Raw genomic sequence first — 24,322 nt, 5'->3', positions numbered from 1 at the left:
CGGCAACCTAGCCGACCTGCGCGTGGGGCACCTCTGAATTAGGAACCGGGAAGGAAGTCGTGTCCGGTTGCCTTCTAGAAGGCAACGACCACACGGGCGACGCCCGACGAGGAGGCGCTTCACCATGACGTTCGACGCACACGAGCTGCTGGCCACCACCCGCCACGGGATCCTGGCCACGATCAAGGCCAACGGCCTGCCACAGCTCTCACCCGTGTGGCAGTTCTACGACCGCGAGCGCAGCGAGATCCTGATCTCCACCCGCGAGGGGCTGGTGAAGACCAAGAACCTCCGCCGCGACCCGCGCGCGGCGATCGAGGTCGACGGCCCGGGAGGGCGGTCCTGGGCGACGGCCGAGGGCACGGTCACGCTGACCGGGCCCGGCGCCTCCCTCGACAGCCCAGAGGTCGACGCGCTCGTCGACTACTACCGGCGCGGCGCCGGCGAGCACCCCGACTGGGACGAGTACCGCGAGGTGATGGTCACGGACCGCCGCGTACTGATCACCATCACGGTCACGAAGGTCTACGGCGCGGACCTCGGCTGACCCGGCGGCCGGAAGGGCCGGCCGAGCGCTCCTCGCTCGGCCGGTCGGTGACGGTTTCCGCGGGGCTACCTACGCGGATTGAACAACGTGCCGAACCCGGACGCACCGAGTCCGCACAGCATGATGACGGCTCCGACGATCACGTTGGAGGCGATCATTCCAGTGGTGGTGTCGACGCCGTTCATGAGCCACGGCGAGACGATCGCCCATGCACCCATGAGCGGGACGGTCCAGGCCAGACCGTGTGTGCGGCCGAACGCCGACGCGAAACCGAGCGCCAACAGAGCGACAGCGAGACCGATGATCAGGTTGCTGACCATCAGTGGTGATGCCGTGGTGTTGAAGCCCACGACCCACGGCGATATGGCCAGATAGAGACCGGCCATCATCGTGACACCGTCGACCACCTGAGCGGTGGCGGAGGAGCCGGTCAGATCGAACCGGTCCCGGAGTGCCGCGATGTCGGGATGTTCCTGGATAGACAGGTTTTCAGACGACATTTCTTGTTCACCTCCTTAGCCCAAATGCCAGAGGCAACGACTGTCTCTGCCACTCATTCTAGGCCCGCTAGGACGCAATGAACCCTCCTCGAGCGGTGGCAATATGGTCGCCATGGACGTGACGTCGCTGCAGGCCTACTGCCTCACCAAGCCCGGTGCCTGGCCGGACAACCCGTGGGACCACGAGCACCCGGTGATCAAGGTCGGGCCCGGTGAGCGCGGCAAGATCTTCGCGTTCCTCGGGGCCGCGAAAGTGGGGCTGAAGTGCGGGCCGTCCCGGGAGATCGCCGACGAGTGGCTGCTGCGCTACCCCAACGACGTGACCGTCACCGGCTACATCGGCCGCTCGGGGTGGAACGACCTCGCCTGGGGCGGTCAGATCCCGGACGAGGAGATCCTGGAGGCGGTCGACGAGTCGTACGAGGTCATCGTCGCCAAGCTGCCGAAGAAGCTTCGCCCGCACTGATCTCGCCGCGCGCTACTTCTTGCCGGCCGACTCCTGATAGAGGTCGGCGTATGTGGGGGTGTCCTTGATCAGCTCGTCACGGAAGGCAGCGACGTCGGAGCCGATGAGTTCGGTGACCCCCTTGCCCGAGGCTGCGCCCTCCTCGAAGAAGTCGACGATGCCGGTCAGCAAGGTCCCCTCGGCGAGACCGACGGGGCCGACCTTGAAGAGATACTTCTGCATCTCCTTGTAGACGATCTGGTAGTCCTCCGGGAGCGCCTTCACCCGTGCCAGGTGCGCTCGCCACTGCTGCTTGCCCTCGATGATGTCTCGAATACTCATGTCAGCCTCCCAGACGGCTCAGTTTGCGCGCGACGCTGCGGTTGAGTTGGTCGCGCCACTTGTCGCGGTAGGTCCGCGCCCCTTCTCCCCCGGCCAGCGCCTCACAGAATCCGGGGATGTCGTCGCCGAGCACGTCATCGATGCTCTGGCCCTCGGCCGCCGACTCCTCCAGCAGGCCGAGCACCCCGTCAGCGATCGGGGTGAGGCTGCGACCGGTGAAGTCGCCGTACGGCATCAGGTTTGCCGTGATCTGCTGCCACCCGGCTCGGTAATCGGGTGGCAGCGCCTCGGCCCGGGCGTTGAACGCCTCCCAGTCCCTGTTGAGATCACTGCCGGTGATCTTCTCCCAGAACGTCATACCCGCACCTCTGTCATCTTGACCTCCAGGTCGTACCTAGTAGTACTGACTACCGCTACAAAGTATCACTGAGTAGCGAAGTTGGCCAGCGTTGAGGCGGTCACCCGGAGGCGTCCTGAGGCCTGAGCCCGGCATGCCGGGCTTGAATGAGGCCGATCTGTGAGGAATGGTGGAGCGGGTACTCCGTACCCAACCATGGAAGATCTCGACATGCTTCAGCTGACCGAGAACGCCACCACCATCGTCCGCTCGATCTCCGAGCAGTCCCAGGGCGCCGGCCTCCGGCTCGCCTCCAACGCAGAACCGGACGGCGCATTGAGCGCCGCTCTCGTCCCGACCGCCGAGGCGGAGGACCAGGTCATCGAGCAGGAGGGTGCGCGGGTCTTCCTCGACCAGGGCGCTGCCGCCGAGCTCGACGACAAGGTCCTCGACGCCGGGATGGACGACTCCGGCAACGTGCAGTTCGGGATCTCTCTGCAGGGCTGATCCCGTGCTACGCCGGGGTGTGCCGCAGTCGCGGTGCACCCCGGCGTACGTCATTTTCGACCACATCCGCGTTGTCGCACGCGTAGGGTCGCGGACATGAGCACCACCGGCGCACCTGCCTGGTTCCACCTCTTCCTCGACGTCCCGCGGGAACGATGGGAGGAGGCGGTCGGATTCTGGTCGGCAGCGACAGGATGGGCCCTCTCGCCGCCGAGGGGCGAGGACGGCCAGTTCGTCACGCTCGTGCCGCAGACGGGCGATTCCTGGCTGAAGATGCAGGCTCTCGATGACGGCGAGCCACGGATCCACGTCGATCTCGATGCCGCCGATCGTGAGGCAGCGGTGGAGCGGTCGGTGTCGCAGGGAGCGAGTCCGGCATGGACGTACGACGGGGTTCCGGTGATGCGCTCCCCCGGCGGCATGCTCTTCTGCCACACGCTCGGCGAGGCAACTCAGCCACGCTTCGCGCGCTCGGAGCCGGAACGGGTGCTCGACCAGGTGTGCATCGACATCCCTCGCTCCCGCTGGGAGGAAGAGGTCGCCTTCTGGGCCGCGGTCACCGGGCGCAATCCCGAGCTGGCCAAGACCCCTGAGTTCGTACGCCTCGCCGACCCCGATCCGCACGGCGGGCTCCGGATCCTCCTGCAGCGGCTCGAGGACGAGGACGGTGAGGTCGGGGCGCATCCCGACGTCGCGGTCGCCAACCGTGCCTCGGAGACCTGCCGTCACGAGGCGCTCGGCGCGGACACGGTCGGCGTCTTCGAGTGGTGGACGGTGATGCGCGCGCCGTACGGGCAGATCTACTGCCTCACCGATCGTGACCCGGTGACCGGCCGAGTGGCCTAGCCTGGAGGGATGCGCCTCGCATCGTTCAACGTCGAGAACCTCTTCGCCCGGCCGAAGGCGATGGACGCCGACGAGGCCGATGCCACGACGCGACGAGCGGTCCTGACCGCTCACGCCCGCGTCTCCACCCTTCTCGCCCAGCCCAGCTATCAAGGCGATGAGCAGGAGATCCTGGACAACCTCGAGAAGCTCGGCCTCCTGAAGAGCGACGAGGGCGAGTTCGCGCGGCTGCGGAAGATGCGTGGCAAGCTGCTCAAACGCCCGCGCTCGGGGCCGGTGCAGCTGGTCGCGCAGGGGCGCAACGACTGGGTCGGGTTCGTCGAGCTCAAGACCACCGCCGTCGACGAGGTCGCCACCGAGAACACGGCGCGCGTCTTCGCCGAGCTGCGGGCCGAGGTCGCGGTGGTCGTCGAGGCCGACGACCGGCCGGGGCTGCACATGTTCTCCCAGACGCTGCTGCCGGAGGTCGGCGCCGAGGCGTACGAGCAGGTGATGGTCGTGGAGGGCAACGACGAGCGCGGCATAGACGTCGGCGTCATGGTCGGCGACGGCTATCGCCTGGTGCAGCTGCGCACCCACATCTTCGACCGCGACGAGGAGGGCGTGATCTTCTCCCGCGACTGCTGCGAGTACCACCTCGACGCTCCCAGCGGCGCGCGGATCGTGGTCCTCGCCAACCACTTCAAGTCCAAGGGCTACTCGGAGAAGGGTGACCCGCTCGGCGCCAAGCGGCGCGGCCGGCAGGCGAAGCGGGTCGCGGAGATCTACCGGGGACTGCTCGAGGAGGGGATCGAGCACGTCTGCGTCGCCGGCGACCTCAACGACTCCCCCACCAGCGAGTCGCTGAAGCCGCTGCTGTCGGTCGACGGGCTCGCCGACGCCAGCGAGCACGAGCACTGGGACTGGAACCACCGACGCGGAACGTACGGTTCCGGCAACGAGGACGCCAAGATCGACTATCTGCTCCTCTCCCCCGCGCTGCGCGCGAAGCAGACCGGTGGCGGCGTCTTCCGAAAGGGCGTGTGGCACGGGCCGCGGACCAAGGATCCGTGGGACCTGTTCCCGACGCTGACCGCGGAGCAGCACGCCGCCTCCGACCACGCCTGTCTCTACGCCGACTTCACCGACCTGTGATCTGAAAACCTCCCGTACGCCGCTGGGATCTGCGTGAAATAGGGGCCATGTGCCTCGGACACGGACAGCAGCACGGGACTCTTCGGTCGATGAGCAGGCCGCTCACGCGGCGTACGGCGCTCGGAGCGGCGGGAGCCGGGCTCCTGCGGGCGTCGATGTCCTCCTCGTACACGGGTGCCGCGGCCTCGGCGACCGCCCGGGCCGGCGTCGGGGCGAGCCGGCTGTCGCGGCTCTCCTCCGGGACCACGCTGGTCCACGCCGATCTGCACAACCACACGCTGATGTCGGACGGCGACGGTGACCCTGACCTCGCCTTCGACTCGATGCGGAGCGCCGGGCTCGACGTCGCGGCGCTCACCGACCATGCCACGGTCTCCGACCACATCCTGGGTGATGCGCTCGCGGGGCTGCTGCCGGCGGCGTACAAGCAGATCGGCGGCATCACCCGCTCGGACTGGGCCCGGACCCGCGAGCTGGCCGATGCGGCCAACGCCGACGGCACCTTCACCGCGATCCGAGGCTTCGAGTGGTCGGAGCCGTTGTTGGGTCATATCAACGTGTGGGGAAGCGAGCACTTCACCGACATCGTCGACGTCGGCGCGATGCGGCCGTTCTTCGACTGGCTGATGCGCTCGCCTTCCACCCCGCTGATCGACGGCGGGTCTGACGGGATCGCCGGGTTCAACCACCCCGGGCGTGAGCCGTTCCGGTTCCAGGAGTTCCGCTACGACGCGCGGGCGCGGGAGCGGATGGTGTCGCTGGAGATGTTCAACCGCGGCGACGACTACCTCTTCGAAGGCTTTGCCGACGGCAAGACCTCCCCCTTGTGTCAGTGCCTCAACGCCGGCTGGCGCACCGGGATCAGCGGGGTCACCGACGAGCACGGCACCGACTGGGGCCACCCGGAGGGCAAGGGACGTACCGGGCTCTGGGTCGCCTCCCACGACCGCGCCGGCGTCTTCGAGGCGATGCGGGCGCGGCGTTTCTTCGCCACCCGCACCTCGGGGCTCCGCGTCGACGCCGAGGCCACGCTGGACGGCGTCGAGCACCGGATGGGCTCGGTGATACCCGGCCGCGGCGGCGACATGCGGTTCACGCTCGACCTGGCTCGCGACGAGGAGTGGACCGGCCGGGAGCTGAATCTGCAGGTGCTGCGTCCTGGTCCGTCGGTGCCCGTCGTGGCCGACGTCATGGCGTTCCGCGTCGGCGACCCGGTCGCGGTCACCGTGCCGGTCTCCGTCGACGACGGTGACTGGGTCCTGCTGCGAGTCAGCGACCCGACCCAGCCCAACGCGACCCCGGGGCCGGAGGGCCATGCCTGCAACGACCTGGGCATCGCCTACACCAGCCCGTGGTGGCTGCAACCCTGAGCCGCGTTCCTGAGAAGGCGGCCCACAGCCTGAAGATGCGCTGAAGGCGGGCGTCCGGGCGGTGGTTGCGGGCCCCGGCTGTGGCACGCTGGGCGACGTGAACGAGGTGTGGTACGTCGTCGGGCTGGTCGCGGTCTCCGTGGCCGTGCTGGCGCTCGGGGTGTGGTTCGTGCGGCGCGAGATCAGGGACGAGATCTCGCCCGCGCCGTTGCTGTGGGCTGGCTACGCGGTCGTGGCGGCGTTCGTCGTCTTCGGCGTGCTCCGCACCTCCTGGGTGGTGCTGTCATGAGGACTCGCGCTGACCTGCTCGGCTGGATCGGCCTCGCCGGCCGTCTCTACCTCGGCTTCGTGTTCCTCGCCGCCGGGCTCGCCAAGCTGCCCGAGCCGGCGATCACCGAGCAGGCGGTGCGCGGCTACCAGCTGCTGCCGTGGCAGCTGGCCCCTGCGTACGCGATCGCCATGCCGATCGCCGAGATCGTCGTCGGCGCGCTGCTGATCCTCGGGCTGTTCACCCGGACGGCGGCCGTGGCGACCGCGCTCGGCCTGTGCTCGTTCCTCGTCGGGATCACCTCGGCCTGGGCCCGCGGGCTCAACATCGACTGCGGCTGCTTCGGGGGCGGCGGCGCCTCGGCCGATCCCGCCTATCTCGCCGACACCCTCCGCGACCTGGGCTGGCTCGCGATCGCGGTCTACCTGATCGTCGTACGCCGCACCAAGCTCGCCCTCGACAACCTGCTGTTCCGACGCGGCGCCCCGCCGGTCAACGACTACAGCGACAGCTCGAAGAAGACCGAGTTGGGGTCGAGCACGTAGCTGCCGAAGGGCGGGCACTCGGTGAAGCCGTTGCCCGCGTAGAGGCGCCGGGCGGGCTCGTAGAAGTCTTCGGTCCCGGTCTCCAGGAGCACCCGGCGGCCGCCACGTGACGTGGCCTCGGCCAGCAGGTGGCGCAGCAGCGCGGTCGCGACGCCACGACCACGGGCGGCGGCAGTGGTGCGCATCGACTTGAGCTCGTAGTCACCCTCGCCGAGCGACTTCAGCGCGCCGCAGCCGACGAGCTCGGCGCCCTCCCAGGCCGACCAGAACGCGATCTCGGGCACCTTCAATGCCTCGAGGTCGAGCGCGTGCACCGACTCGGCCGGCGTCACCGCGTACATGTCCTGGAGGTGGTCCTCCAGGAGCCGGATCACCTCGGGCCGGGTCAGGTCGTCGAGCTCGAAACGCAGGGAAAGCACTGGCACGACTGGAGGCTATCCGAGCGCCTCCCCTGTCGTGGCGGGTGGGTGCGGTGGGGCTGGTGCAGTATCGCGGGCGACGACAAAGGTGTGCGATAGTGCGTTGCTCCGACGCTGGTAGGAGATGCCGCCGGCATCGCCACGCGGGGTCCGTCGCTGGATCGTTCGGACCGCTCCCCTAGCATCTGGGCATGCCTTCTCGTGCGCTCCCGGCCGTTGCCGCCGCTGCCCTGCTCCTGACGCTCTCCGCCTGTGGTTCCGACGACGGCGGGTCCGGTTCCGGCGAGGCCACGGAGAGCAAGGGTCCGAAGTCGAGCGAGTCCAGCGACTGGAAGTCGATCGTGAAGCCCGGCTCGACGAACTGTGACTACGCCGAGGACCCGATGGGCGCCTCCAAGGAGGTGGACCAGCCGGAGAAGACCGCGCAGTACACCGGCAAGGTCGCCGCCACCATCAACACCTCCGTCGGCCCGCTCGCGATCACCCTCGACGCCGACAAGGCGCCCTGCACGGTCAACTCGTTCCTCTCGCTGGCCTCGCAGGACTACTACGACGGCACCAGCTGCCACCGCCTCGGCGCCAACCCCGGCTTCGAGCTGCTGCAGTGCGGCGACCCGACCGGCCAGGGCACCGGCGGCCCCGGCTACACGATCCCCGACGAGTTCGAGGAGAGCGACACCTTCCCCGCCGGCACCCTCGCGATGGCCAACACCGGCCAGCCCAACTCCGGCGGCAGCCAGTTCTTCATGGTCTTCGGCGACACCCAACTCCCGCCCGCCTACACCGTCTTCGGCACCCTCGACGAGGCCGCCATCAAGACCCTCCAGGAGGTCGGCGAGGCCGGCGTGGGCGAGGCCGGCCCCGACGGCACCGGCGCCCCCAAGACCCCTGTCGAGTTCGAGACGATCACCGTCGGCTGACCCAACCCTGCCGAGGCGTCACCTACGTCGGCCGAGTTGGCACGTACGTGACGCTTCGGCCGACGGGGCTGACGCCTCGGCGGGTCAGGCGCGGCGGCGGGGTGGGTCGCGGCGCAGGACCTTGGGAAGGTACGCAGCGCCGGCGCTCTGGGCCGCGGCGGCGTCGTTGGGGTTGGAGATGCCGCAGCGCTGCAGAGAGAGGCAGCCGCAGCCGATGCAGGAGTCGAGGTTGTCGCGGAGACGCTCGAGGGCGTGGATCTGCTCCTCGAGGCGGCGGCGCCAGTGCCTGGACATGCGCGCCCAGTCGGCCTTGGTGGGGGTTCGATCCCCCGGCAGGCAGTCGAGCTCGGCCTTGATCTCGTCCAGAGAGAGGCCGACGTTGGCGGCGGCCCTGATGAAGGCGAGCCGGCGCAGGACGCTGCGCTCGAACGTACGCTGTCCCCCGGCGGATCGCTCGGCCCGGATCAGGCCCTGGCTCTCGTAGTAGCGCACCGCGGAGGCCGCGTAGCCGCTGCGCCGGGTCACCTCGCCCATCGTGAGCAGGTCGTGGGTGTTCATCTCACTTCTTTCTGTCACAGCCCTTGATCTCAAGTTCACTTTAGGTTGAATCCTAGGGGGCATGAACAGATCAGACAACGAAGTAGCCGTCATCACCGGCGGCTCCGCAGGGCTGGGACTCGCCCTCGCGACCTCCCTCATCGACAAGGGCTGGAGCGTCGTCACCGACGCCCGCAACGCCGACCGTCTCCGTGCCACCCTGCCGGACAGCCCCCGGGTGACGACGCTGAGCGGCGACGTACGAGATCTCGACCATCAGGACGCGATCGCGGCCGCGGTCGCTCGCCACGGGCGTCTCGACCTGCTCGTGCACAACGCCAGCGAGCTCGGTCCGATGCTGCCGCTGGCCGAGGTCCCCGAGAGCCTCTTCTCCAGCGTGCTCGAGACGAACCTGCTGGCCCCGCTCACGCTCACCCAGCGGCTCCTCCCCTACCTGATCGCCTCGCGCGGCACCCTCGTGGGCATCTCCAGCGACGCGGCGGTCGAGCACTACCCGACCTGGGGAACGTACGCGGCGAGCAAGGCCGCGCTCGACCACCTGGTCCTCACTCTCGGTGAGGAGAACGGCATCCGCGCGTACGCCGTCGATCCCGGCGACATGCGCACCGCGATGCACCAGGCCGCCTTCCCCGGTGAGGACATCTCCGACCGACCGCTGCCGGAATCGGTCGTTCCGCACCTGCTCGCACTGCTCTCTGGCGAACAGCCGTCCGGGCGCTACCGCGCCACCGAACTCGCATCCGTAGGAGCAACCCGATGACCATGCTCGCCGAACGACCGACCACCACGTTCCCCTTTCCCGACGAGACCACCGCTCCCGCGCCTGCGGAGTGGCGCGGCATCGAGCGCGACGGGGTGCGCCTGCTGGTGGCTTCCCCGGGCGGCGTACGACATGCCCGGTTCCGCAACCTCGCCGACCACCTCTCCCCCGGCGACCTGGTCGTGGTCAACGACTCGGTGACCGAGGCCCGCCAGCTCGACGCCGACCTGATCGGGCGCGGCCGGGTCGTGCTCCACCTCGCCCAGCGCCTCGACACCGGTTGGGCCGTGGAGCTCCGTTCCGCGCCGGACGCCTCCCGGTCCGTACTCGACGCCGCCGAGGGGGACGTGGTCGTGACCGCGGGCCTACGGGTGACCCTCCTCGAGCCGTACCCCGACGGTCGCCCCTCCTCCCCCACCGGCGAGGGCAACCGGCTGTGGCGCGCACGCGTCACCGGCGACGTCACCGCCGAGCTCGAGCGGGCCGGCCGCCCGATCGCGTACGGCTATCTCGACCGCCGCTACCCGCTCTCCGCCTACCAGACGGTCTTCGGGCACCGTCCCGGGAGCGCCGAGATGCCCTCGGCGGCGCGCCCGTTCACCCACCCACTGGTCACCGAGCTGGTCACCCGCGGCATCCAGGTCGCGCCGATCACCCTGCACACCGGGGTCTCCTCCCAGGAGGCCGGCGAGGCCCCCGGCGCGGAGTGGTTCAAGGTCTCCGAGACCACGGCCCGGCTCGTGCAGCAGACCAGGTACGCCGGGGGCCGCGTCGTCGCGGCCGGCACCACCGTCACCCGAGCCCTCGAGTCGGCGGTCATCCCCGCGACGGGCGCGGTCAGGGCGGCGAGCGGGTGGACCGACCGGGTCATCACGCCGGCCAACCCTCCGTACGTCGTCAACGGGCTCATCACCGGCTGGCACGACCCTCAGGCCAGCCACCTGCTGCTCGTCGAGGCAGTCGCCGGCCCCGAGCTCGCCCAGGCGGCCTACGACGCCGCCGTCGCCGACGGCTACCTGTGGCACGAGTTCGGCGACTCCGCCCTCCTGCTCCCCTGAGTGCCGAGGCGAGCTAGGAGAGGGCGCCCTCTCCGTAGCTCACCGGGGTGCCGACGGCGACGGTGCGGCCGACGGTGCACAGCCGGGTCTCGGACTTCTTGATCGCGTCCGGAAGGACCTTGCGGGCGGCGTCGCCGGCCTCACCCTCGGGGAAGGTGATGTCGAAGGTGACCGCGATGTCGACGAGGCGGTTGCCCTGCTCGTCGCGGATCTTCCGGGCCGCGGCGAGGGCCTCGAAGGTCTCCATCGGGGACCGCTTGCCGGTGATGAAGTCGACGTCCAGGGCGCTGCAGCCGGCCAGGGCGGCGAGGAGCAGCTCGACCGGGGTGAAGTCGGGGTCGTCGCCGTGGCCGATCACCACGGTGCCGCCACGCGCGTTGGTCGCACGGAAGCGGTGCTCGCCGATCTTCTCCAGAGATACCGAGCGCAGGTCTGCAGCAGAGTCAGTCATGGGGAAAGAGTGCCATCCGCCCGTTAGCCTGTGCGACGTGAGCACCCAGAGCCTGCCCCTGCGCCGAGACGAGGCCGCCGCCCGTGCCAGCCTGCTGAAGATCGAGGACTACGACGTACGCCTCGATCTCGGCTCCAGCGAGGAGACGTTCGGCTCCGTGACGACGATCCGGTTCACCTCGAGAGGTGGCCCGACGTTCCTCGACCTGAAGCCGGTCTCGGTCGAGCAGATCAGCCTCAACGGTGCTTCGATCGACCCGGGCACGCTCGCCAAGGGGCGTCTCCCGATCAGCACGCAGGAGGGCCCGAACGAGCTCGTCGTCGAGGCCACCATGCCGTTCCGCAACGACGGCGAGGGGCTCCACCGCAGCGTCGACCCGGCCGACGGACGGGCCTACGTCTACGGGATGTGCTTCATGGACGCCGCCCCGACGATCTTCGCCTGCTTCGACCAGCCGGACCTGAAGGCGCCCTACACCTTCCACGTGACCGCTCCGCACGACTGGACCGTGATCGGCAACGCTCCGGGCACCCAGACCTCGCCCGGGACCTGGGAGTTCGAGCGGAGCCAGCCGCTGTCGACGTACTTCGTCACGCTCGTCGCCGGCCCGTGGCACATGATCCACGACGAGCACGACGGGATCCCGCTGTCGCTGAGCTCGCGGCAGAGCATCGCCGCCGACCTCGACAAGGACGCCGAGGAGCTCTTCACGATCACCAAGCAGTGCTTCGACGAGTTCCACCGGCTCTTCGGCATCCGCTACCCGTTCGGCAACTACCACCAGGCGTTCGTGCCGGAGTTCAACGCGGGCGCGATGGAGAACCCGGGCTGCGTGACCTTCCGGGACCCGCTCGTCTTCACCTCGCGCGTGACCCGTGGCATGCGGATCCAGCGGGCCACCACGGTCGCCCACGAGATGGCTCACCAGTGGTTCGGCGACCTGGTCACGCCGCAGTGGTGGGACGACCTGTGGCTCAACGAGTCGTTCGCCGAATACATGGGCAACCGGGTGACCGCCGAGGTCACGGAGTACGCCGACGCCTGGGCCGACATGTCCTACGCCCGCCGCCAGTGGGGCCTGACCGCCGACCAGCGCGGCTCGACGCACTCGGTCGCCGGCAACGGCGCCGAGGACGCCGTCTCGGCGCTGCAGAACTTCGACGGGATCTCCTACTCCAAGGGCTCGGCGATCCTGCGTCAGCTCGCCGCGTCGCTGGGCGACGACGTCTTTTTTGCGGGCGCGATCGACCACTTCAACCGGCACCGGTTCGGCAACGCGACGATGCACGACCTGTTCGCCTCCTGGGATGCCGCCGCGGCCGAGGCGGGGGTCGAGTTCGACCTGGACACCTTCACCTCCCAGTGGCTGCTCAAAGCCGGCCCGGACACGCTCTCGTGGGACCCGGCCAAGATGGTCGTCAACCGCACCGCTCCCTCGCTGCACCCCGCCGACCGCTCCCACACCTTCCGCGCGGCGATCCTCAACGGCACCCGGTGGACCACCGAGGACATCACGGTGAGCGGCGACCAGACGCCGCTCCAGGTGGCTGCCAACGCCGTCGTGCTCGACCCCTACGACGACACCTGGGCCTCGGCCATCCCCGACTGGGAGACGGTGCAGGCGCTCAAGGGCGCGATCGCCTCGATCACCGACGACGGTCTGCGCGCGGGCGTGTGGAACAACCTGCGCAGCGCCTGGTTCAACGCCGCGGTCGACCCGGCCGACGTCATCGACATCGCCGAGGCGTCGCTGCCGGTCGAGGACCTCGAGGACACCCCGCGGCGCACCATGCCGTGGCTCTTCGGCTCGGTGGTGCCGCTGGCACCCGCGGGGGCGCGCGAGCGGCTCCACGAGGCCGCCCTCCGCAAGCTCGCCGAGGTCACTCCCGGCTCCGAGCTGCAGCTGTCGTCCTACCGCGCGGCGATCCGCTCGGCGTCGTCCGAGTCGCTGCTGCGGGAATGGCTGGCCACTCCCCCGGCCGGGATCGAGACCGACCTCGACCTGCGCTGGCGCATCCTGGCCAAGCTCGCCGAGAACGGTCTCGCGGATCGTACGGAGCTGCAGGCTGCCTATGACGCCGAGCCCGCCAACGAGGCCCGCATCCATCTCAACGGCGCCCTGGTCAGCATCCCCGACGCGGAGGCGAAGGTGTACGGCTGGTCGGTGTTCACCGGCGAGACCGACCTGCCCAACTACGACATCCTCGCTGCCGGGCGGGCGTTCTGGACCGGTCCGGCCGAGCTCACCGCGGGCTATGTCGAGCGCTACTTCGCCGAGCTTCCCGCCACCGCCGAGAAGCGCTCGGGCTGGAGCCTCGCCGAGGCCGCCGAGGCGTTCTTCCCGAGCGGCTCGGTCACCGAGGAGACCCTCGCTGCCGCTCGGGCGGTCATCGAGCTGGATCTCGACCCGGGCGTACGCCGCCGGGTCGCTGACGCGGCCGACAACCTGCAGCGGCAGCTGGCGATCAAGGTGACCTATCCCGCGTAGCCGACGCTCCGGCGGTGAGTCGGGGGCAAGACTGTCCGTGCTCACCGATAGTTTTCGTTTCATGCGGATCCTGCACACCTCCGACTGGCACCTGGGCCGGTCCTTCCACCGGGAGGGCATGCTCGGGCACCAGGCGGCGTACGTCGACCATCTCCTCTCCGTGGTGGAGCAGGGATCCGTCGACGTGGTGTGCGTATCCGGGGATGTCTACGACCGTGCGCTTCCGCAGGTCGACGCGGTGCGGCTGGCCTCGGAGGCGCTCTCGCGGCTGGCCGCCTCGCGGGCGAAGGTCGTCATCACCAGCGGCAACCACGACTCGGCCCAACGCCTGGGGTTCGGCTCCGAGCTGATCGACGCCGCTGGCATCTTCATCCGCACCGACCTGGCCGGTGTAGGCCGCCCGGTGATGCTCCCCGACGAGCACGGCGAGGTGGCCTTCTACGGTCTCCCCTACCTCGATCCCGACGCGGCCAGGGCGTCCTGGGGGCTGGAGTCGCGCTCCCACCAGGCGGCGCTCGGCGAGGCGATGCGGCGGGTCCGCGCCGACCTCGCTGGCCGGGGCGGCCGCAGCGTGGTGATGGCCCACGCCTTCGTCACCGGCGCGGAGCCCTCCGACTCCGAGCGCGACATCTCTGTCGGTGGTGTCTCGATGGTGCCCGCCAGTCTCTTCGAGGACATCTCCTACGCCGCCCTCGGCCACCTCCACGGCCGCCACACGATCACCGACACGGTGCGCTACAGCGGCTCCCCGCTGGCCTACTCCTTCTCCGAGGCCAACCACCTCAAGGGGTCATGGCTCATCGATCTCGACGAGTCCGGCTTCGTCGCCAGCGAGTTCGTGGAGGCGCCGGTCCCGCGCAACCTCGCCCGGCTGCGAGGCACGCTCGAGGAGCTCCTGAGCGACCCCCGCCACGAGGTCCACGAGCAGTCGTGGCTCCAGATCACCCTGACCGACCGGATCCGCCCGGCCCAGGCCATGGAGCGGCTGCGCCGGCGGTTCCCGCACACCCTCGTGCTGGGGTTCGAGTCGACCGCACCGGTCCTCGGCGCCCTGTCGCAGCCCGACCCGTCCCGGCCGCGGCGCGACATCGACCTGGTCACCGAGTTCGTGGCCGAGCTCCGCGGCGAGCCCGCAGCCAAGGCCGAGCTGACGCTCCTGCAGACCGCCGTGGACGCCTGCTGCGAGGACCCCGAGGTCGACTCGCTCGACTCGCGCTCCGACGTCGCCGAGGAAGAGGAGTGGCTCGAGGTGCTCTTCTGATGCGCCTTCACCACCTGGAAGTCGCCGCGTTCGGCCCGTTCACGGGCACGGTGAGCGTCGACTTCGACCAGCTCTCCGAGGCGGGGCTCTTCCTGCTCTCCGGCGCCACCGGAGCCGGCAAGACGAGCGTCCTGGACGCGGTCTGCTTCGCCCTCTACGGCGACGTCCCCGGTGACCGCTCGGTCGCGAAGCGGCTGCGCAGCGACCGGGCCCCGGCCGAGGTCGCGACGCGGGTCGTCCTCGAGGCGACGCTCGCCCAGCGACGCTTCCGGATCACCCGCTCCCCGTCCTGGGAGCGGCCCAAGCGGCGCGGCGCCGGCACCACGACCCAGCAGGCCTCCGTCGTGCTCATGGAGCAGGTCGGCGAGGAGTGGCGCACCCTGACCACCCGCCTGGACGAGGCCGGCCACCTGGTCTCGGACCTCCTCGGCATGACGCTGACCCAGTTCGTGCAGGTCGCGATGCTTCCCCAGGGCCGCTTCCAGGCCTTCCTCCGCTCCAGCGCCGAGGAGCGCAAACGGCTGCTCGAGCGGCTCTTCCGCACCGAGCGCTTCGCCGATGTCGAGCGCTGGCTGCGTGAGCGCCGCATCGAGCTCCGGCGGCGCTCCGAGGAGCTCAACGCCGGCGTCGCCGAGGTGGTCAGCCGGATCAGCGAGACCGCGGCCGTCACGCTCCCCGACGACTGGGACGTCCACGACCTCGGCCTCCCCGCCGGCGACGGCGCGATCGCCACCTGGGCCCGCGCGCTGGCCGAGGAGGCCACCGAGGCGCAGGCGGCCACCTCAGGCGCCGCGATGGAGGCCCTGGCCGCGGAGTCGGAGACCCTCGCCGCCCTCGACGCCGCCCGGGCGATGGCCGAGAAGCAGCGCGGCCTCCGGGCCGCCGCCGCGGCCGAGAGCCGTCTCGTCGCCGCGGCCGAGGAGCAGGAGGAGCGCGTACGCCGCGTCGAGGCCGCCCAGCGGGCCGAGGCCGTGGCCGGGGTCAGCGAGCTCGCCGACCAGGCGCGGCGCGAGCACGCCAGGACGACCTCGCTCGCCCCGAGCGACCTGACCCTGACCGACGCCAAGGCGGCCGTCGACCGGATCTCGGCGCGTCTCGCCCAGGCCCGCGCCCTGGTGCCGGTCCAGCGCCGTCTCAGCGAGGTCACCCGCGAGCTCGCGACCACCGGCACCCAGCGCGACCGGCTCCTCACCCAGACCCGCGAGCAGACCCGGCTCGCCGAGGAGCTGCCGCAGCAGGCCGAGGCGCTCACCGCCGACCTGGTGGCTGCCACCGAGGCGGCCGCGGCGATCCCGATGCTGCGCGCTCAGGTCGCCGCCGTCACCGAGGTCGGCCGGCTGACCCGGGAGCTCGTCGACGCCCGAGCCAGGCACGAGTCGGCCAGGACAGCCGCCATGGAGGCGCGGACCCACTATCTCGACGTACGCCAGGCCCGGCTGGACGGCATCGCGGCCGAGCTCGCCGGCGCGCTCGCGGTCGGTGCGGACTGCCCGGTCTGCGGTTCGCACGAGCACCCCCACAAGGCCTCCCCCGCCGACGGCGCCCCCGACGCGGCTGCCGAGAAGGCCGCCCAGGCGACCTACGACAACGCCAGCGCCGAGGAGCACGCCCGCGACCAGCACGTGCGCGACCTCACCACCCGTCTCCAGCTCGCCCAGGAGGCTGCTGGGGAGACCGACGAGGCGGCCGCGTCGATGGGCGAGCGTCTGGCCGGTCTGGAGCGTACTGCTGCCCGTGAGCCGAGGCTGCGCGCCGAGCTCACCGCCGCTGAGGAGACCCGGGCCCGCTCGGCGACGCTCCGTGCCGAGCTGGAGACCCGAGCAGCCGAGCTCGAGACCACTTTGCGTCACCTCACCGAGGAACGCGAGCGTCTGGCGGAGCAGCTGACCGACGTCCGCGGCGACCACCCTGATCTCGACTCCGTGCTCACCGTGTTCGAGCGCGACCACCGCGCGGCGACCACGAGCCTCGAGCGCCTCGAGGCCGCCGCCCGCGCCGCTGAAGCGCTCGCCGGGGCCGAGCGCACGCTCACCGCTACCGCGGTCCGGTCCGGCTTCGACACCCCCGAGAGTGCCCTCGCAGCCGCGCTCCCACCGGAGCGGGTCGCGGCGCTGAACAGCCAGATCAAGGCGTACGCCGACAGCCTGGCTGCCGCCCGAGCGACCCTCGACTCCCCCGGCGCCGCCGAGATCCTGGCCACCGAGGAGCCGGACCTGCCCGCACTCACCACCGCCCACCGCAAGGCCGCCGACGCCGCCGACGCCGCCCGCTCTGCGGCCGACACCGCCGCTACTCGGGCCGCCCGCCTCGACTCCCTGCAGCGCGATCTGACCCGCGCGCTCTCGGCCTGGGCGCCCGTACGCGACGACCTCGAGGTCGCCGCCCGGATCGCCTCCTTCGCCGAGGGGAAGAGCAGCGACAACCAGCTCCAGATGAGTCTGTCGGCCTATGTCGTCGCCTACCGCCTCACCCAGGTCGTCGCCGCCGCCAACGAGAGGCTGGCGAAGATGAGCGACCAGCGCTATGCCCTGGAGCACTCCGCGGCCAAGGGCGCCGGCGACCGCCGCGGCGGCCTGGCGCTGATGGTCCGCGACGACTGGTCCGGCGAGTCGAGGGACCCCGCGACCCTGTCCGGCGGCGAGACCTTCGTGGTCTCCCTCGCCCTCGCGCTGGGCCTGGCCGACGTGATCATGAACGAGGCCGGAGGCCAGATGCTCGACACCCTCTTCGTCGACGAGGGCTTCGGCTCCCTCGACGCCGACACCCTCGATGACGTACTCGACGTACTCGACACCCTCCGCGAGGGCGGCCGCATCATCGGCGTGGTCAGCCACGTGACCGAGATGCGCGAGCGCATCCCCACCCAGCTCGCGGTGGCCAAGGGCCGCGAGGGCTCCACCCTTCAGGTCCTCGGCACCTGACACCGGAAGAACTCGGGTCGCTCGAGGGCATCGCCGAAGAATTAACCTTCGGGTCGACAGGTATTACTTCCGAGCCATTCCCTGGCGTGACGTACGTCACTAGCCTGAGGCGGCTCCGCACCGCGGAAGGCCGTCCCAGACCAACCGGAGGTTTCCGTGCCACGTCTCACCACCCGTGTCGCCAAGGTCGCCGCGACCCTTCTCCTACCCGCGTCCCTGCTCTCGGCAACATCGTTGATGGCCTCGCCCGCACACGCCGACGGCCCCGGTAGCGGCACGCCGTGGATGGTCACCGTCGGTGACAGCTACGTCTCCGGAGAAGCCGGCCGCTGGGCCGGCAACAGCAACTCCGGCGAGTCGCTCATCGACGCGGGCGGCAGTGCGACGTACTTCGACAACGCCACCCACACCGCCGAGACGATCAACCGGTGCCACCGCAGCACTGCCGCTGAGGCGTACATCGGCGGTGGCGTGAGCGGGCTGAATCTGGCCTGCTCGGGCGCGAAGGTCGCCACGACCACGACCCCCGAGGGCTACTTCAAGCCCGGCATCGACTTCTACGCCAGCGGCGGCAACCAGGGCCAGGCCCTCATGCTGCAGAGCTTCGCGGCGACCCACAACGTCAAGGCGGTGACGATCGGCATCGGCGGCAACGACTTCAACTTCGCCGCCATCGTCACCCAGTGCGTCCAGAACTTCCTGACCTCGCCGTCCTGGTACAAGGACTACTGCAAGGACGACTCTGTCGTCACCAACGCGATGGCGGCCGGTAACGTCGCCGCGGTGCGGGCCCGGATCGCCACCGCCTTCCAGAACGTACGCACCGCCATGCGCAACGCGGGCTACGCAGACAACGGGTGGACACTGATCGTCCAGAACGTTCCCTCGCCGCTGGCGACCTCGTCGGGCTACCGCTACAGCGAGTCCGGCTACTCCCGCCAGAACACCGGCGGGTGCGGCTTCTGGAACGCGGACACCGACTACGCGTACACCACGATCCTGCCGACGATCAACAACGCGATCTCGGGTGCGGCGACCGACTCCGGACTGACCAACATCAAGACGCTCAACGTCTCCGGTGCGTTCGCCGGCCGCCGTCTGTGCGAGAACACCGTGGGCCTTCTCGAGGAGAAGGGGCTGTCGAGCTGGCGGGCCTCCGGCGCGGTCGACAAGACCGAGTGGGTCAACCAGATCCGCACCGTCTCCACCACGAGCGGCAACTACTACATCCAGGAGAGTCTGCACCCGAACTACTGGGGCCAGCTCGCTCTGCGCAACTGCCTGCGCCAGGCCTATAACGGTGGCGCGCCGAGGTCCGGCACGTGCACCCACGGCACCGGGCTCAACGCCAACGGAGAGCCCATCATGACCCTCAGCTGACCAAAACCTCGCCGAGTCGGCGCGTCATGACGCGCCGACTCGGCGGGAGGTCACTCGGCGAAGGACTCCACGGGCGGGCAGGAGCAAACCAGGTTGCGGTCGCCGTAGGTGTTGTCGATGCGGGCCACCGGGGGCCAGTACTTGTCGGGGTCGATGCCGCGCGGGAAGACGGCCTCCTCGCGTGAGTAGGCCCGGTCCCAGTCGCCGACGAGGGCGCGGGAGGTGTGCGGGGCACCGCGCAGGACCGAGGTCTCGGCGGTCCACTCACCCGAGGCGACCCGGTCGATCTCGCCCTTGATCGCGATCATCGCGTCGATGAACCGGTCCAGCTCGCCGAGGTCCTCGGACTCGGTGGGCTCGACCATGAGCGTGCCGGCGACCGGGAAGGACATCGTCGGGGCGTGGAAGCCGTAGTCGATGAGCCGCTTGGCGACGTCGTCGACGCTGACACCGGTCTCCTTCGTGATCGGCCGCAGGTCGAGGATGCACTCGTGCGCGACCAGGCCGGTCTCGCCGCGGTAGAGGACCGGGAAGTGCTCGTTGAGGCGCGAGGCCACATAGTTGGCCGACAGCACCGCGGCGGACGTCGCCCGGGTCAGACCCTCGGCGCCCATGAGCCGGACGTACGCCCACGAGATCGGCAGGATGCCGGCCGAGCCGTACGGAGCCGCCGAGATGGCGCCGATGCCCGAGCGCTTCGAGGTGTCCGGGTGCAGGGAGTGCGAGGGCAGGTAGGGCGCCAGGTGGGAGCGGACCGCGACCGGACCGACGCCCGGGCCGCCACCGCCGTGCGGGATGCAGAAGGTCTTGTGCAGGTTGAGGTGGGAGACGTCGCCGCCGAACTCGCCGGGCTTGGCGTAGCCCAGGAGCGCGTTGAAGTTGGCGCCGTCGATGTAGACCTGGCCGCCGGCCTCGTGCACCAGCGAGCAGACCTCGGTGATGCCCTCCTCGTAGACCCCGTGGGTCGAGGGGTAGGTCACCATGATCGCGGCGACGTTCTCGCCGTGGGCGTCGAGCTTCGCCCGCAGGTCGTCGAGGTCGACGGTGCCGTCCTCGGACGACTTCACGACCTCGACCTTCATCCCGGCCATCACGGCCGACGCGGCATTGGTGCCGTGCGCGGAGGAAGGCATCAGGCAGATCTTGCGGTGACCCTGGCCCTGGGCGTCCAGGTAGCCGCGGATCGCCATCAGGCCGGCGAACTCACCCTGCGAGCCGGCGTTGGGCTGGATGGAGACCTCGTCGTAGCCGGTGACCTCGGCCAGCCACCCCTCGAGCTCCCCGACCAGACGCGTGTAGCCGGCGGCGTCCTCGGCGGGCACGAACGGGTGCAGGTCGGCGAAGCCGGGCAGAGAGATCGGCTCCATCTCGGTGGTCGCGTTGAGCTTCATCGTGCACGAGCCGAGCGGGATCATGCCCTTGTCGAGCGCGTAGTCGCGCGCCGCCAGCTTGTGCAGGTAGCGCAGCATCTGGGTCTCGCTGTGGTGCGCGTTGAAGACCTCGTGGGTGAGGTAGTCGGTGGTGCGCAGCAGGCCGTCGGGCAGCGCGCTGGCCGTGGTGCGGTCGATCTCGTCCAGGTCCGCACCCGAGACACCGAAGGCGTTGAGCACGGCCGACAGGGTCGAGCGGGTGGTCGCCTCCGAGGTCGAGATGCCGACGGTGTCGGCGTCCACGAGACGAAGATGTACGCCGAAACGACGCGCCGCGGTGACGACATCGGCCGCCCTGCCGGGGACGGTGACACCCAGCGTGTCGAAGAACGTCTCCGAGACCAGCGGGAGCCCGGCCGACTTGAGCGCGGCGGCCAGGACGGCGGCGTAGCGGTGGGTGCGGGTCGCGATCGTCCGCAGCCCGGCGGGGCCGTGGTAGACGGCGTACATGGAAGCGCCGACGGCCAGCAGCACCTGCGCGGTGCAGATGTTGGAGGTCGCCTTCTCCCGGCGGATGTGCTGCTCGCGGGTCTGAAGAGCGAGACGGTACGCAGGCCGCCCCTCGGCATCGACGGAGACGCCGACGAGACGACCGGGCAGGTGCCGCTCGATCCCCTCGTGGACGGCCATGTAGCCGGCGTGCGGGCCGCCGTAGAAGAGCGGGATGCCGAAGCGCTGCGTCGAGCCGACGACGACGTCGGCGCCGAGGGTGCCGGGCGCCTCCAGGACGGTGAGAGCGAGCAGGTCCGCGGCCACGACGGCCAGCGCACCCCGCTCATGCGCCGCGTCGATGACCGGCTTGAGGTCGGGCACGCGACCGGAGGCGCCGGGGTACTGCACCAGCACGCCGATCGCGTCACCCTCGGGCAGACCCTGCGAGAGGTCGGCCACGACGACCTCGAGGCCCATCGCCTCGGCGCGCACCTTCACGACCTCGATCGACTGCGGCAGGGCGTCGGCGTCGATGACGAACGGAGCCCCGCCGTTTTTCTGGGAGACCTTGCGGTTGGCCCGGTGGACCAGCGCCAGCGCCTCGGCGGCCGCGGTGCCCTCGTCCAGGAGCGAGGAGTTGGCGACCGGGAGGCCGGTCAGGTCGCCGACCATGGTCTGGAAGTTGATGAGCGCCTCGAGGCGGCCCTGGGAGATCTCGGGCTGGTAGGGCGTGTAGGCGGTGTACCAGCTCGGGTCCTCGAGCACGTTGCGACGGATCACCGGCGGTGTCACGGTGGCGTGGTAGCCGAGCCCGATCATCGCCTCGCCGGGCTTGTTGGAGGCGGCGATCTCCCGCGCCAGCGACGCGACCTGCGCCTCGCTCAGCGCGGCCGGCAGGTCCAGCGACTCGACCGAGCGGATCCCGGCCGGGACGGCGGCGTCCATCATCGCTGCTACCGAGTCGTACCCGAGCCGCGCGAGCATGGTCGCCTCGTCGGCGGCCGAGAGTCCGACGTGGCGCTCCACGAACGGGGAGGCGGCGTCGAGCTCGGACAGAGTGGGCGTGTCGGACACAAGGGCTCCTGAGGGCATCTAAGACAACTCGTACGCCCTCCCCCTCTGTCACCGCACCTGCGCCGCTTCAGAGTTGCCTGGTCCGCACAGTCGTGGATGCCTGAGAGTTTCCGGGGAGGAATTGCCCCTTCGGCGCCCCTTCGAGAGGAGCTCTCCCGTGCGGGATGGTCAGCACCACCAGCATAAACGACTCGACCCCGAGCCCCCGCCTCAGCGGGGTCTCGGGGTCGAGTGTTACGTGAGGTTTACTTCACCCGGCGTTGCGCGCCGCGCGGCGGGCGGAGAGCTCGTCAGACATGGGGGCGACCTGCTCGCCGTCGTCGGCCGCACGCTCGCTGGGGAGCTCGGAGAGGGTGCCCTCGATCTCGCGCCACACGCCACCGATGGCGATGCCGAAGACGCCCTGCCCGCCCTGGAGCAGGTCGATGACCTCGTCGTTGCTGGTGCACTCGTAGACCGAGGCGCCGTCGCTCATCAGGGTCACGCGGGTCAGGTCGTCGGTGCCCCGCTCACGCAGGTGCTGCACGGCAGCGCGGATCTGCTGCAGCGAGATGCCTGCGTCGAGGAGTCGCTTGATGACCTTGAGGATCAGGATGTCGCGGAAGGAGTAGAGCCGCTGGGTGCCGGAGCCGGTGGCCCCGCGCACACTCGGCTCGACGAGCCCGGTGCGGGCCCAGTAGTCGAGCTGGCGGTAGCTGATCCCGGCCGCGTTGCAGGCCGTCGGGCCGCGGTAACCGGTGTCGCTGGGCAGGGTCGAGACATCGTCGGTGAAGAGAAGGCCCTGCTCGTCAGCCTGCTCCGCCGCGCGTTGCGCGTCGTCGGCGCCGTGGCCGGGCTTCTGTTCGTGGTCGAACACGATGTCCTCCATCGTCTACTCCGTTGTGCGTAACTCCACTCGGGGAATGAACGGCTGCGGCGGGGGGACCACATCGTTGGAGTTACAACAGAGACAACTACAAGGTAAGCGTCGCAAGGGCCCTGGTCAAAGAACCCCTCCGGCGTGTCGCCGGGCCTAACCCTCAGGTTGAACCTGAGGGTTTCCGGTCAATGGGACTCGAAGTCCTCGGGCGTGATCTCGTCGAGGAACTCCCGGAACTTCTCGATCTCGTCCTCCTGCTCGGCCGGGACAGCGAGCCCCGCCTCGTCGAGGACCTCGTCGGAGACCACGATCTTGGTCCCCGTACGCAGCGCCAGCGCGATCGAGTCCGAGGGCCGCGCGCTCACCTCGACGCCCGAGGCGAAGACCAGGTTGGCGTAGAAGACACGGTCGGTGACCGAGGTGATCTGTACCTCGGTCAACTCGTTGCCGGTCGCCTCCAGCACGTCCTTGAGCAGGTCGTGGGTCAGCGGCCGCGGCGGCACCACGCCCTGCTGGGCGAAAGCGATCGCGGTCGCCTCCACCGCGCCGATCCAGATGGGCAGGTATCGCTCACCCGCAACCTCGCGCAACAGCACGATCGGCTGGTTGGAGGGCATCTCCACTCGGACTCCGAGCACATCGACCTCGCGCATGCATCCACCCTACCCGCCTCCGGGTCGCGACAGCAGCCCGGTTGACCGGCGATATGAACCGAGTCAGCGGTCGCGCAGTCCCGACTTCACCAAGGTGGCGTGCAGACGGACCGCCAGGGAGGCGATCTCGCTGCCGATCTCCTCGGCCCGGCCCTGCGCTCCTGCGTTCCCGGGGCGCCGCAGCGGCGCCACGATCTGCTCGATGAGACCGACCTCGCGGTCGGCGGCGGCCTTCATTCCGCGCAGGTGACGAGGCTCGATGCCGAACTCGGCCAGCTCCTTGGCCGTGCGCGCGATCGCGAGAGCGTCGGTGTCGTAGTGGCCGCTGCGCAGCGGCACCACCAGCGCCATCTTCTCCAGCTCGGTCAGCAGCGCGTCGTCGACCTCGGCCACCTTGAGGAGCTCGCGCCGCGAGATCCGCATGTTGTCCGTACGCCGGAAGGACTCCGCCCCCGGCGCGCCGCTGGGTGTCAGGGCCACCGTCGGGACCGTGGGCACCGTCGCCTCGATCGCCGGCGGCTCGAGGCCCCGGTCGATCGCGTCGAGGTGCTCGCCGATGACCTTGAGCGGCAGGTAGTGGTCGCGCTGCATCCTCAGGACATAGCGCAGCCGCTCGACATCGCGGCGAGAGAACTTGCGGTAGCCCGCGGGCGTACGCTCCGGCTTGATCAGTCCCTTGTCCTCGAGAAATCGGATCTTGGGGATCGTGACCGTGGGAAAGTCCGGACGCAGCTGATCCAGGACCTGCCCGATGTTGAGCCGCTCCCCCGAGTCGCTAGCCGGCCGTTGAGGGTCAGGCATCGCGGCGGCGGCCATC

25 protein-coding genes and 1 riboswitch are annotated in these 24,322 nt (G+C 70.1%); of the genes, 15 read left to right on the top strand and 10 right to left on the bottom strand.

The annotated features are described in order from the left end of the window. The first annotated feature begins 124 nt into the window (after positions 1 to 124). A complete protein-coding gene (locus tag OG801_RS28895) occupies positions 125 to 547 on the top strand; it encodes a PPOX class F420-dependent oxidoreductase (RefSeq protein ID WP_355021405.1) in 423 nt (140 codons plus the stop codon). Positions 548 to 612: 65 nt separating this feature from the next. On the opposite strand, the gene OG801_RS28890 is transcribed toward OG801_RS28895, so the two are convergent. Further along, a complete protein-coding gene (locus OG801_RS28890; RefSeq protein WP_355021404.1) occupies positions 613 to 1,047 on the bottom strand; it encodes an SPW repeat protein in 435 nt (144 codons plus the stop codon). 112 nt (positions 1,048 to 1,159) lie between these two features. Between OG801_RS28890 and OG801_RS28885 the strand changes: the two genes are divergently transcribed. Beyond that, positions 1,160 to 1,513, top strand: coding sequence for an MmcQ/YjbR family DNA-binding protein (locus OG801_RS28885; protein ID WP_355021403.1), 354 nt, complete (start codon positions 1,160 to 1,162; stop codon positions 1,511 to 1,513). Positions 1,514 to 1,525: 12 nt separating this feature from the next. On the opposite strand, the gene OG801_RS28880 is transcribed toward OG801_RS28885, so the two are convergent. After that, a complete protein-coding gene (locus tag OG801_RS28880; RefSeq protein WP_406032641.1) occupies positions 1,526 to 1,834 on the bottom strand; it encodes a DUF1048 domain-containing protein in 309 nt (102 codons plus the stop codon). A gap of 1 nt (position 1,835) precedes the next feature. Then, positions 1,836 to 2,192, bottom strand: coding sequence for a DUF1048 domain-containing protein (locus tag OG801_RS28875; protein WP_406032639.1), 357 nt, complete (start codon positions 2,190 to 2,192; stop codon positions 1,836 to 1,838). A 210-nt stretch (positions 2,193 to 2,402) separates the two neighbouring features. Between OG801_RS28875 and OG801_RS28870 the strand changes: the two genes are divergently transcribed. The 6 genes from OG801_RS28870 (at position 2,403) to OG801_RS28845 (ending at position 6,841) form a co-directional block, all read left to right on the top strand. Continuing rightward, positions 2,403 to 2,678, top strand: a complete 276-nt coding sequence (locus OG801_RS28870) for a Fe-S cluster assembly protein HesB (protein ID WP_355021400.1) — start codon at positions 2,403 to 2,405, stop codon at positions 2,676 to 2,678. 96 nt (positions 2,679 to 2,774) lie between these two features. After that, entirely contained in the window at positions 2,775 to 3,524 is a 750-nt protein-coding gene (locus OG801_RS28865) for a VOC family protein (protein ID WP_406032637.1), read from the top strand. A 9-nt stretch (positions 3,525 to 3,533) separates the two neighbouring features. Beyond that, complete coding sequence (locus OG801_RS28860) at positions 3,534 to 4,658, top strand: endonuclease/exonuclease/phosphatase family protein (protein WP_406032635.1); 1,125 nt, start codon at positions 3,534 to 3,536, stop codon at positions 4,656 to 4,658. 89 nt (positions 4,659 to 4,747) lie between these two features. Further along, a complete protein-coding gene (locus OG801_RS28855) occupies positions 4,748 to 6,028 on the top strand; it encodes a CehA/McbA family metallohydrolase (protein ID WP_406032633.1) in 1,281 nt (426 codons plus the stop codon). A gap of 97 nt (positions 6,029 to 6,125) precedes the next feature. Then, the gene (locus tag OG801_RS28850; protein WP_378885462.1) at positions 6,126 to 6,317 is read left to right on the top strand and encodes a hypothetical protein; all 192 of its coding nucleotides are present in this window, start codon (positions 6,126 to 6,128) and stop codon (positions 6,315 to 6,317) included. Then, on the top strand, positions 6,314 to 6,841 hold the full coding sequence (locus OG801_RS28845; protein ID WP_406032631.1) for a DoxX family protein: 528 nt from the start codon (positions 6,314 to 6,316) through the stop codon (positions 6,839 to 6,841). The genes OG801_RS28850 and OG801_RS28845 overlap by 4 nt, the downstream gene beginning before the upstream one ends. On the opposite strand, the gene OG801_RS28840 is transcribed toward OG801_RS28845, so the two are convergent. Next, positions 6,796 to 7,266: a GNAT family N-acetyltransferase gene (locus OG801_RS28840; protein ID WP_406032629.1), complete on the bottom strand. Its 471-nt coding sequence runs from the start codon at positions 7,264 to 7,266 to the stop codon at positions 6,796 to 6,798. The two genes, OG801_RS28845 and OG801_RS28840, sit on opposite strands and share 46 nt — an antisense overlap. Before the next feature lie 185 nt (positions 7,267 to 7,451). On the opposite strand from OG801_RS28840, the gene OG801_RS28835 reads away from it, so the two are divergent. Continuing rightward, positions 7,452 to 8,180 carry a peptidylprolyl isomerase gene (locus OG801_RS28835; protein ID WP_406032626.1) on the top strand — a complete coding sequence of 243 codons (729 nt, stop codon included), beginning with the start codon at positions 7,452 to 7,454 and terminating at the stop codon, positions 8,178 to 8,180. Positions 8,181 to 8,264: 84 nt separating this feature from the next. Here the strand turns inward: OG801_RS28835 and soxR are convergent, their stop codons facing one another. Further along, the gene (gene soxR / locus OG801_RS28830; RefSeq protein WP_350713968.1) at positions 8,265 to 8,738 is read right to left on the bottom strand and encodes a redox-sensitive transcriptional activator SoxR; all 474 of its coding nucleotides are present in this window, start codon (positions 8,736 to 8,738) and stop codon (positions 8,265 to 8,267) included. Between the two features lie 61 nt (positions 8,739 to 8,799). Here soxR and OG801_RS28825 point away from each other — a divergent pair, with 61 nt between their 5' ends. After that, positions 8,800 to 9,498, top strand: coding sequence for an SDR family NAD(P)-dependent oxidoreductase (locus tag OG801_RS28825; protein WP_406032624.1), 699 nt, complete (start codon positions 8,800 to 8,802; stop codon positions 9,496 to 9,498). Next, the gene (locus tag OG801_RS28820) at positions 9,495 to 10,556 is read left to right on the top strand and encodes an S-adenosylmethionine:tRNA ribosyltransferase-isomerase (RefSeq protein WP_406032621.1); all 1,062 of its coding nucleotides are present in this window, start codon (positions 9,495 to 9,497) and stop codon (positions 10,554 to 10,556) included. Before OG801_RS28825 ends, OG801_RS28820 begins: the two co-directional genes overlap by 4 nt. A gap of 13 nt (positions 10,557 to 10,569) precedes the next feature. Here OG801_RS28820 and OG801_RS28815 read toward each other — a convergent pair whose 3' ends face one another. Then, positions 10,570 to 11,007 (bottom strand): OsmC family protein, encoded by a 438-nt coding sequence (locus OG801_RS28815; RefSeq protein ID WP_355022066.1) that lies wholly within the window; start codon positions 11,005 to 11,007, stop codon positions 10,570 to 10,572. Between the two features lie 37 nt (positions 11,008 to 11,044). On the opposite strand from OG801_RS28815, the gene pepN reads away from it, so the two are divergent. From pepN to OG801_RS28795, 4 genes are all read left to right on the top strand, one after another. After that, positions 11,045 to 13,495: an aminopeptidase N gene (gene pepN, locus OG801_RS28810; protein WP_406032619.1), complete on the top strand. Its 2,451-nt coding sequence runs from the start codon at positions 11,045 to 11,047 to the stop codon at positions 13,493 to 13,495. Between the two features lie 61 nt (positions 13,496 to 13,556). Then, positions 13,557 to 14,756 carry an exonuclease SbcCD subunit D gene (locus OG801_RS28805; RefSeq protein ID WP_406032617.1) on the top strand — a complete coding sequence of 400 codons (1,200 nt, stop codon included), beginning with the start codon at positions 13,557 to 13,559 and terminating at the stop codon, positions 14,754 to 14,756. Beyond that, positions 14,756 to 17,677 (top strand): AAA family ATPase, encoded by a 2,922-nt coding sequence (locus OG801_RS28800; RefSeq protein ID WP_406032615.1) that lies wholly within the window; start codon positions 14,756 to 14,758, stop codon positions 17,675 to 17,677. Before OG801_RS28805 ends, OG801_RS28800 begins: the two co-directional genes overlap by 1 nt. A 156-nt stretch (positions 17,678 to 17,833) precedes the next feature. Next, entirely contained in the window at positions 17,834 to 19,057 is a 1,224-nt protein-coding gene (locus OG801_RS28795) for a hypothetical protein (protein ID WP_406032613.1), read from the top strand. Positions 19,058 to 19,107: 50 nt separating this feature from the next. Here OG801_RS28795 and gcvP read toward each other — a convergent pair whose 3' ends face one another. The 4 genes from gcvP to OG801_RS28775 form a co-directional block, all read right to left on the bottom strand. Then, entirely contained in the window at positions 19,108 to 22,011 is a 2,904-nt protein-coding gene (gcvP, locus tag OG801_RS28790; protein ID WP_406032611.1) for an aminomethyl-transferring glycine dehydrogenase, read from the bottom strand. Between the two features lie 59 nt (positions 22,012 to 22,070). Continuing rightward, a riboswitch (glycine riboswitch) is annotated at positions 22,071 to 22,161 on the bottom strand. A gap of 82 nt (positions 22,162 to 22,243) precedes the next feature. Then, positions 22,244 to 22,861, bottom strand: coding sequence for a MerR family transcriptional regulator (locus tag OG801_RS28785; RefSeq protein WP_355020594.1), 618 nt, complete (start codon positions 22,859 to 22,861; stop codon positions 22,244 to 22,246). Positions 22,862 to 23,037: 176 nt separating this feature from the next. Then, complete coding sequence (locus OG801_RS28780; protein WP_091042032.1) at positions 23,038 to 23,505, bottom strand: bifunctional nuclease family protein; 468 nt, start codon at positions 23,503 to 23,505, stop codon at positions 23,038 to 23,040. Between the two features lie 63 nt (positions 23,506 to 23,568). Next, a complete protein-coding gene (locus OG801_RS28775; RefSeq protein WP_350658248.1) occupies positions 23,569 to 24,321 on the bottom strand; it encodes a MerR family transcriptional regulator in 753 nt (250 codons plus the stop codon). Position 24,322: the final 1 nt, after the last annotated feature.

This window comes from Nocardioides sp. NBC_00163, from assembly GCF_045206295.1.
In the GTDB taxonomy this organism is placed as follows: Bacteria; Actinomycetota; Actinomycetes; order Propionibacteriales; family Nocardioidaceae; genus Nocardioides.
Note: the sequence above shows the minus strand (reverse complement) of the source record. Positions and strands in the feature narration are given on the sequence as shown.

Excerpts from the sequence above, each read along its gene's own strand:
- OG801_RS28800 (WP_406032615.1), top strand. The coding sequence starts at position 14,756 with ATGCGCCTTCACCACCTGGAAGTCGCCGCGTTCGGCCCGTTCACGGGC.
- OG801_RS28835 (WP_406032626.1), top strand. The coding sequence starts at position 7,452 with ATGCCTTCTCGTGCGCTCCCGGCCGTTGCCGCCGCTGCCCTGCTCCTG.
- OG801_RS28870 (WP_355021400.1), top strand. The coding sequence starts at position 2,403 with ATGCTTCAGCTGACCGAGAACGCCACCACCATCGTCCGCTCGATCTCC.
- OG801_RS28825 (WP_406032624.1), top strand. The coding sequence starts at position 8,800 with ATGAACAGATCAGACAACGAAGTAGCCGTCATCACCGGCGGCTCCGCA.
- OG801_RS28875 (WP_406032639.1), bottom strand. The coding sequence starts at position 2,192 with ATGACGTTCTGGGAGAAGATCACCGGCAGTGATCTCAACAGGGACTGG.
- OG801_RS28820 (WP_406032621.1), top strand. The coding sequence starts at position 9,495 with ATGACCATGCTCGCCGAACGACCGACCACCACGTTCCCCTTTCCCGAC.
- OG801_RS28780 (WP_091042032.1), bottom strand. The coding sequence starts at position 23,505 with ATGCGCGAGGTCGATGTGCTCGGAGTCCGAGTGGAGATGCCCTCCAAC.
- OG801_RS28845 (WP_406032631.1), top strand. The coding sequence starts at position 6,314 with ATGAGGACTCGCGCTGACCTGCTCGGCTGGATCGGCCTCGCCGGCCGT.
- soxR (WP_350713968.1), bottom strand. The coding sequence starts at position 8,738 with ATGAACACCCACGACCTGCTCACGATGGGCGAGGTGACCCGGCGCAGC.
- OG801_RS28865 (WP_406032637.1), top strand. The coding sequence starts at position 2,775 with ATGAGCACCACCGGCGCACCTGCCTGGTTCCACCTCTTCCTCGACGTC.
- OG801_RS28855 (WP_406032633.1), top strand. The coding sequence starts at position 4,748 with ATGAGCAGGCCGCTCACGCGGCGTACGGCGCTCGGAGCGGCGGGAGCC.
- gcvP (WP_406032611.1), bottom strand. The coding sequence starts at position 22,011 with ATGCCCTCAGGAGCCCTTGTGTCCGACACGCCCACTCTGTCCGAGCTC.
- OG801_RS28860 (WP_406032635.1), top strand. The coding sequence starts at position 3,534 with ATGCGCCTCGCATCGTTCAACGTCGAGAACCTCTTCGCCCGGCCGAAG.
- OG801_RS28815 (WP_355022066.1), bottom strand. The coding sequence starts at position 11,007 with ATGACTGACTCTGCTGCAGACCTGCGCTCGGTATCTCTGGAGAAGATC.
- OG801_RS28890 (WP_355021404.1), bottom strand. The coding sequence starts at position 1,047 with ATGTCGTCTGAAAACCTGTCTATCCAGGAACATCCCGACATCGCGGCA.
- OG801_RS28785 (WP_355020594.1), bottom strand. The coding sequence starts at position 22,861 with ATGGAGGACATCGTGTTCGACCACGAACAGAAGCCCGGCCACGGCGCC.
- OG801_RS28895 (WP_355021405.1), top strand. The coding sequence starts at position 125 with ATGACGTTCGACGCACACGAGCTGCTGGCCACCACCCGCCACGGGATC.
- OG801_RS28775 (WP_350658248.1), bottom strand. The coding sequence starts at position 24,321 with ATGGCCGCCGCCGCGATGCCTGACCCTCAACGGCCGGCTAGCGACTCG.
- OG801_RS28880 (WP_406032641.1), bottom strand. The coding sequence starts at position 1,834 with ATGAGTATTCGAGACATCATCGAGGGCAAGCAGCAGTGGCGAGCGCAC.
- OG801_RS28885 (WP_355021403.1), top strand. The coding sequence starts at position 1,160 with ATGGACGTGACGTCGCTGCAGGCCTACTGCCTCACCAAGCCCGGTGCC.
- OG801_RS28805 (WP_406032617.1), top strand. The coding sequence starts at position 13,557 with ATGCGGATCCTGCACACCTCCGACTGGCACCTGGGCCGGTCCTTCCAC.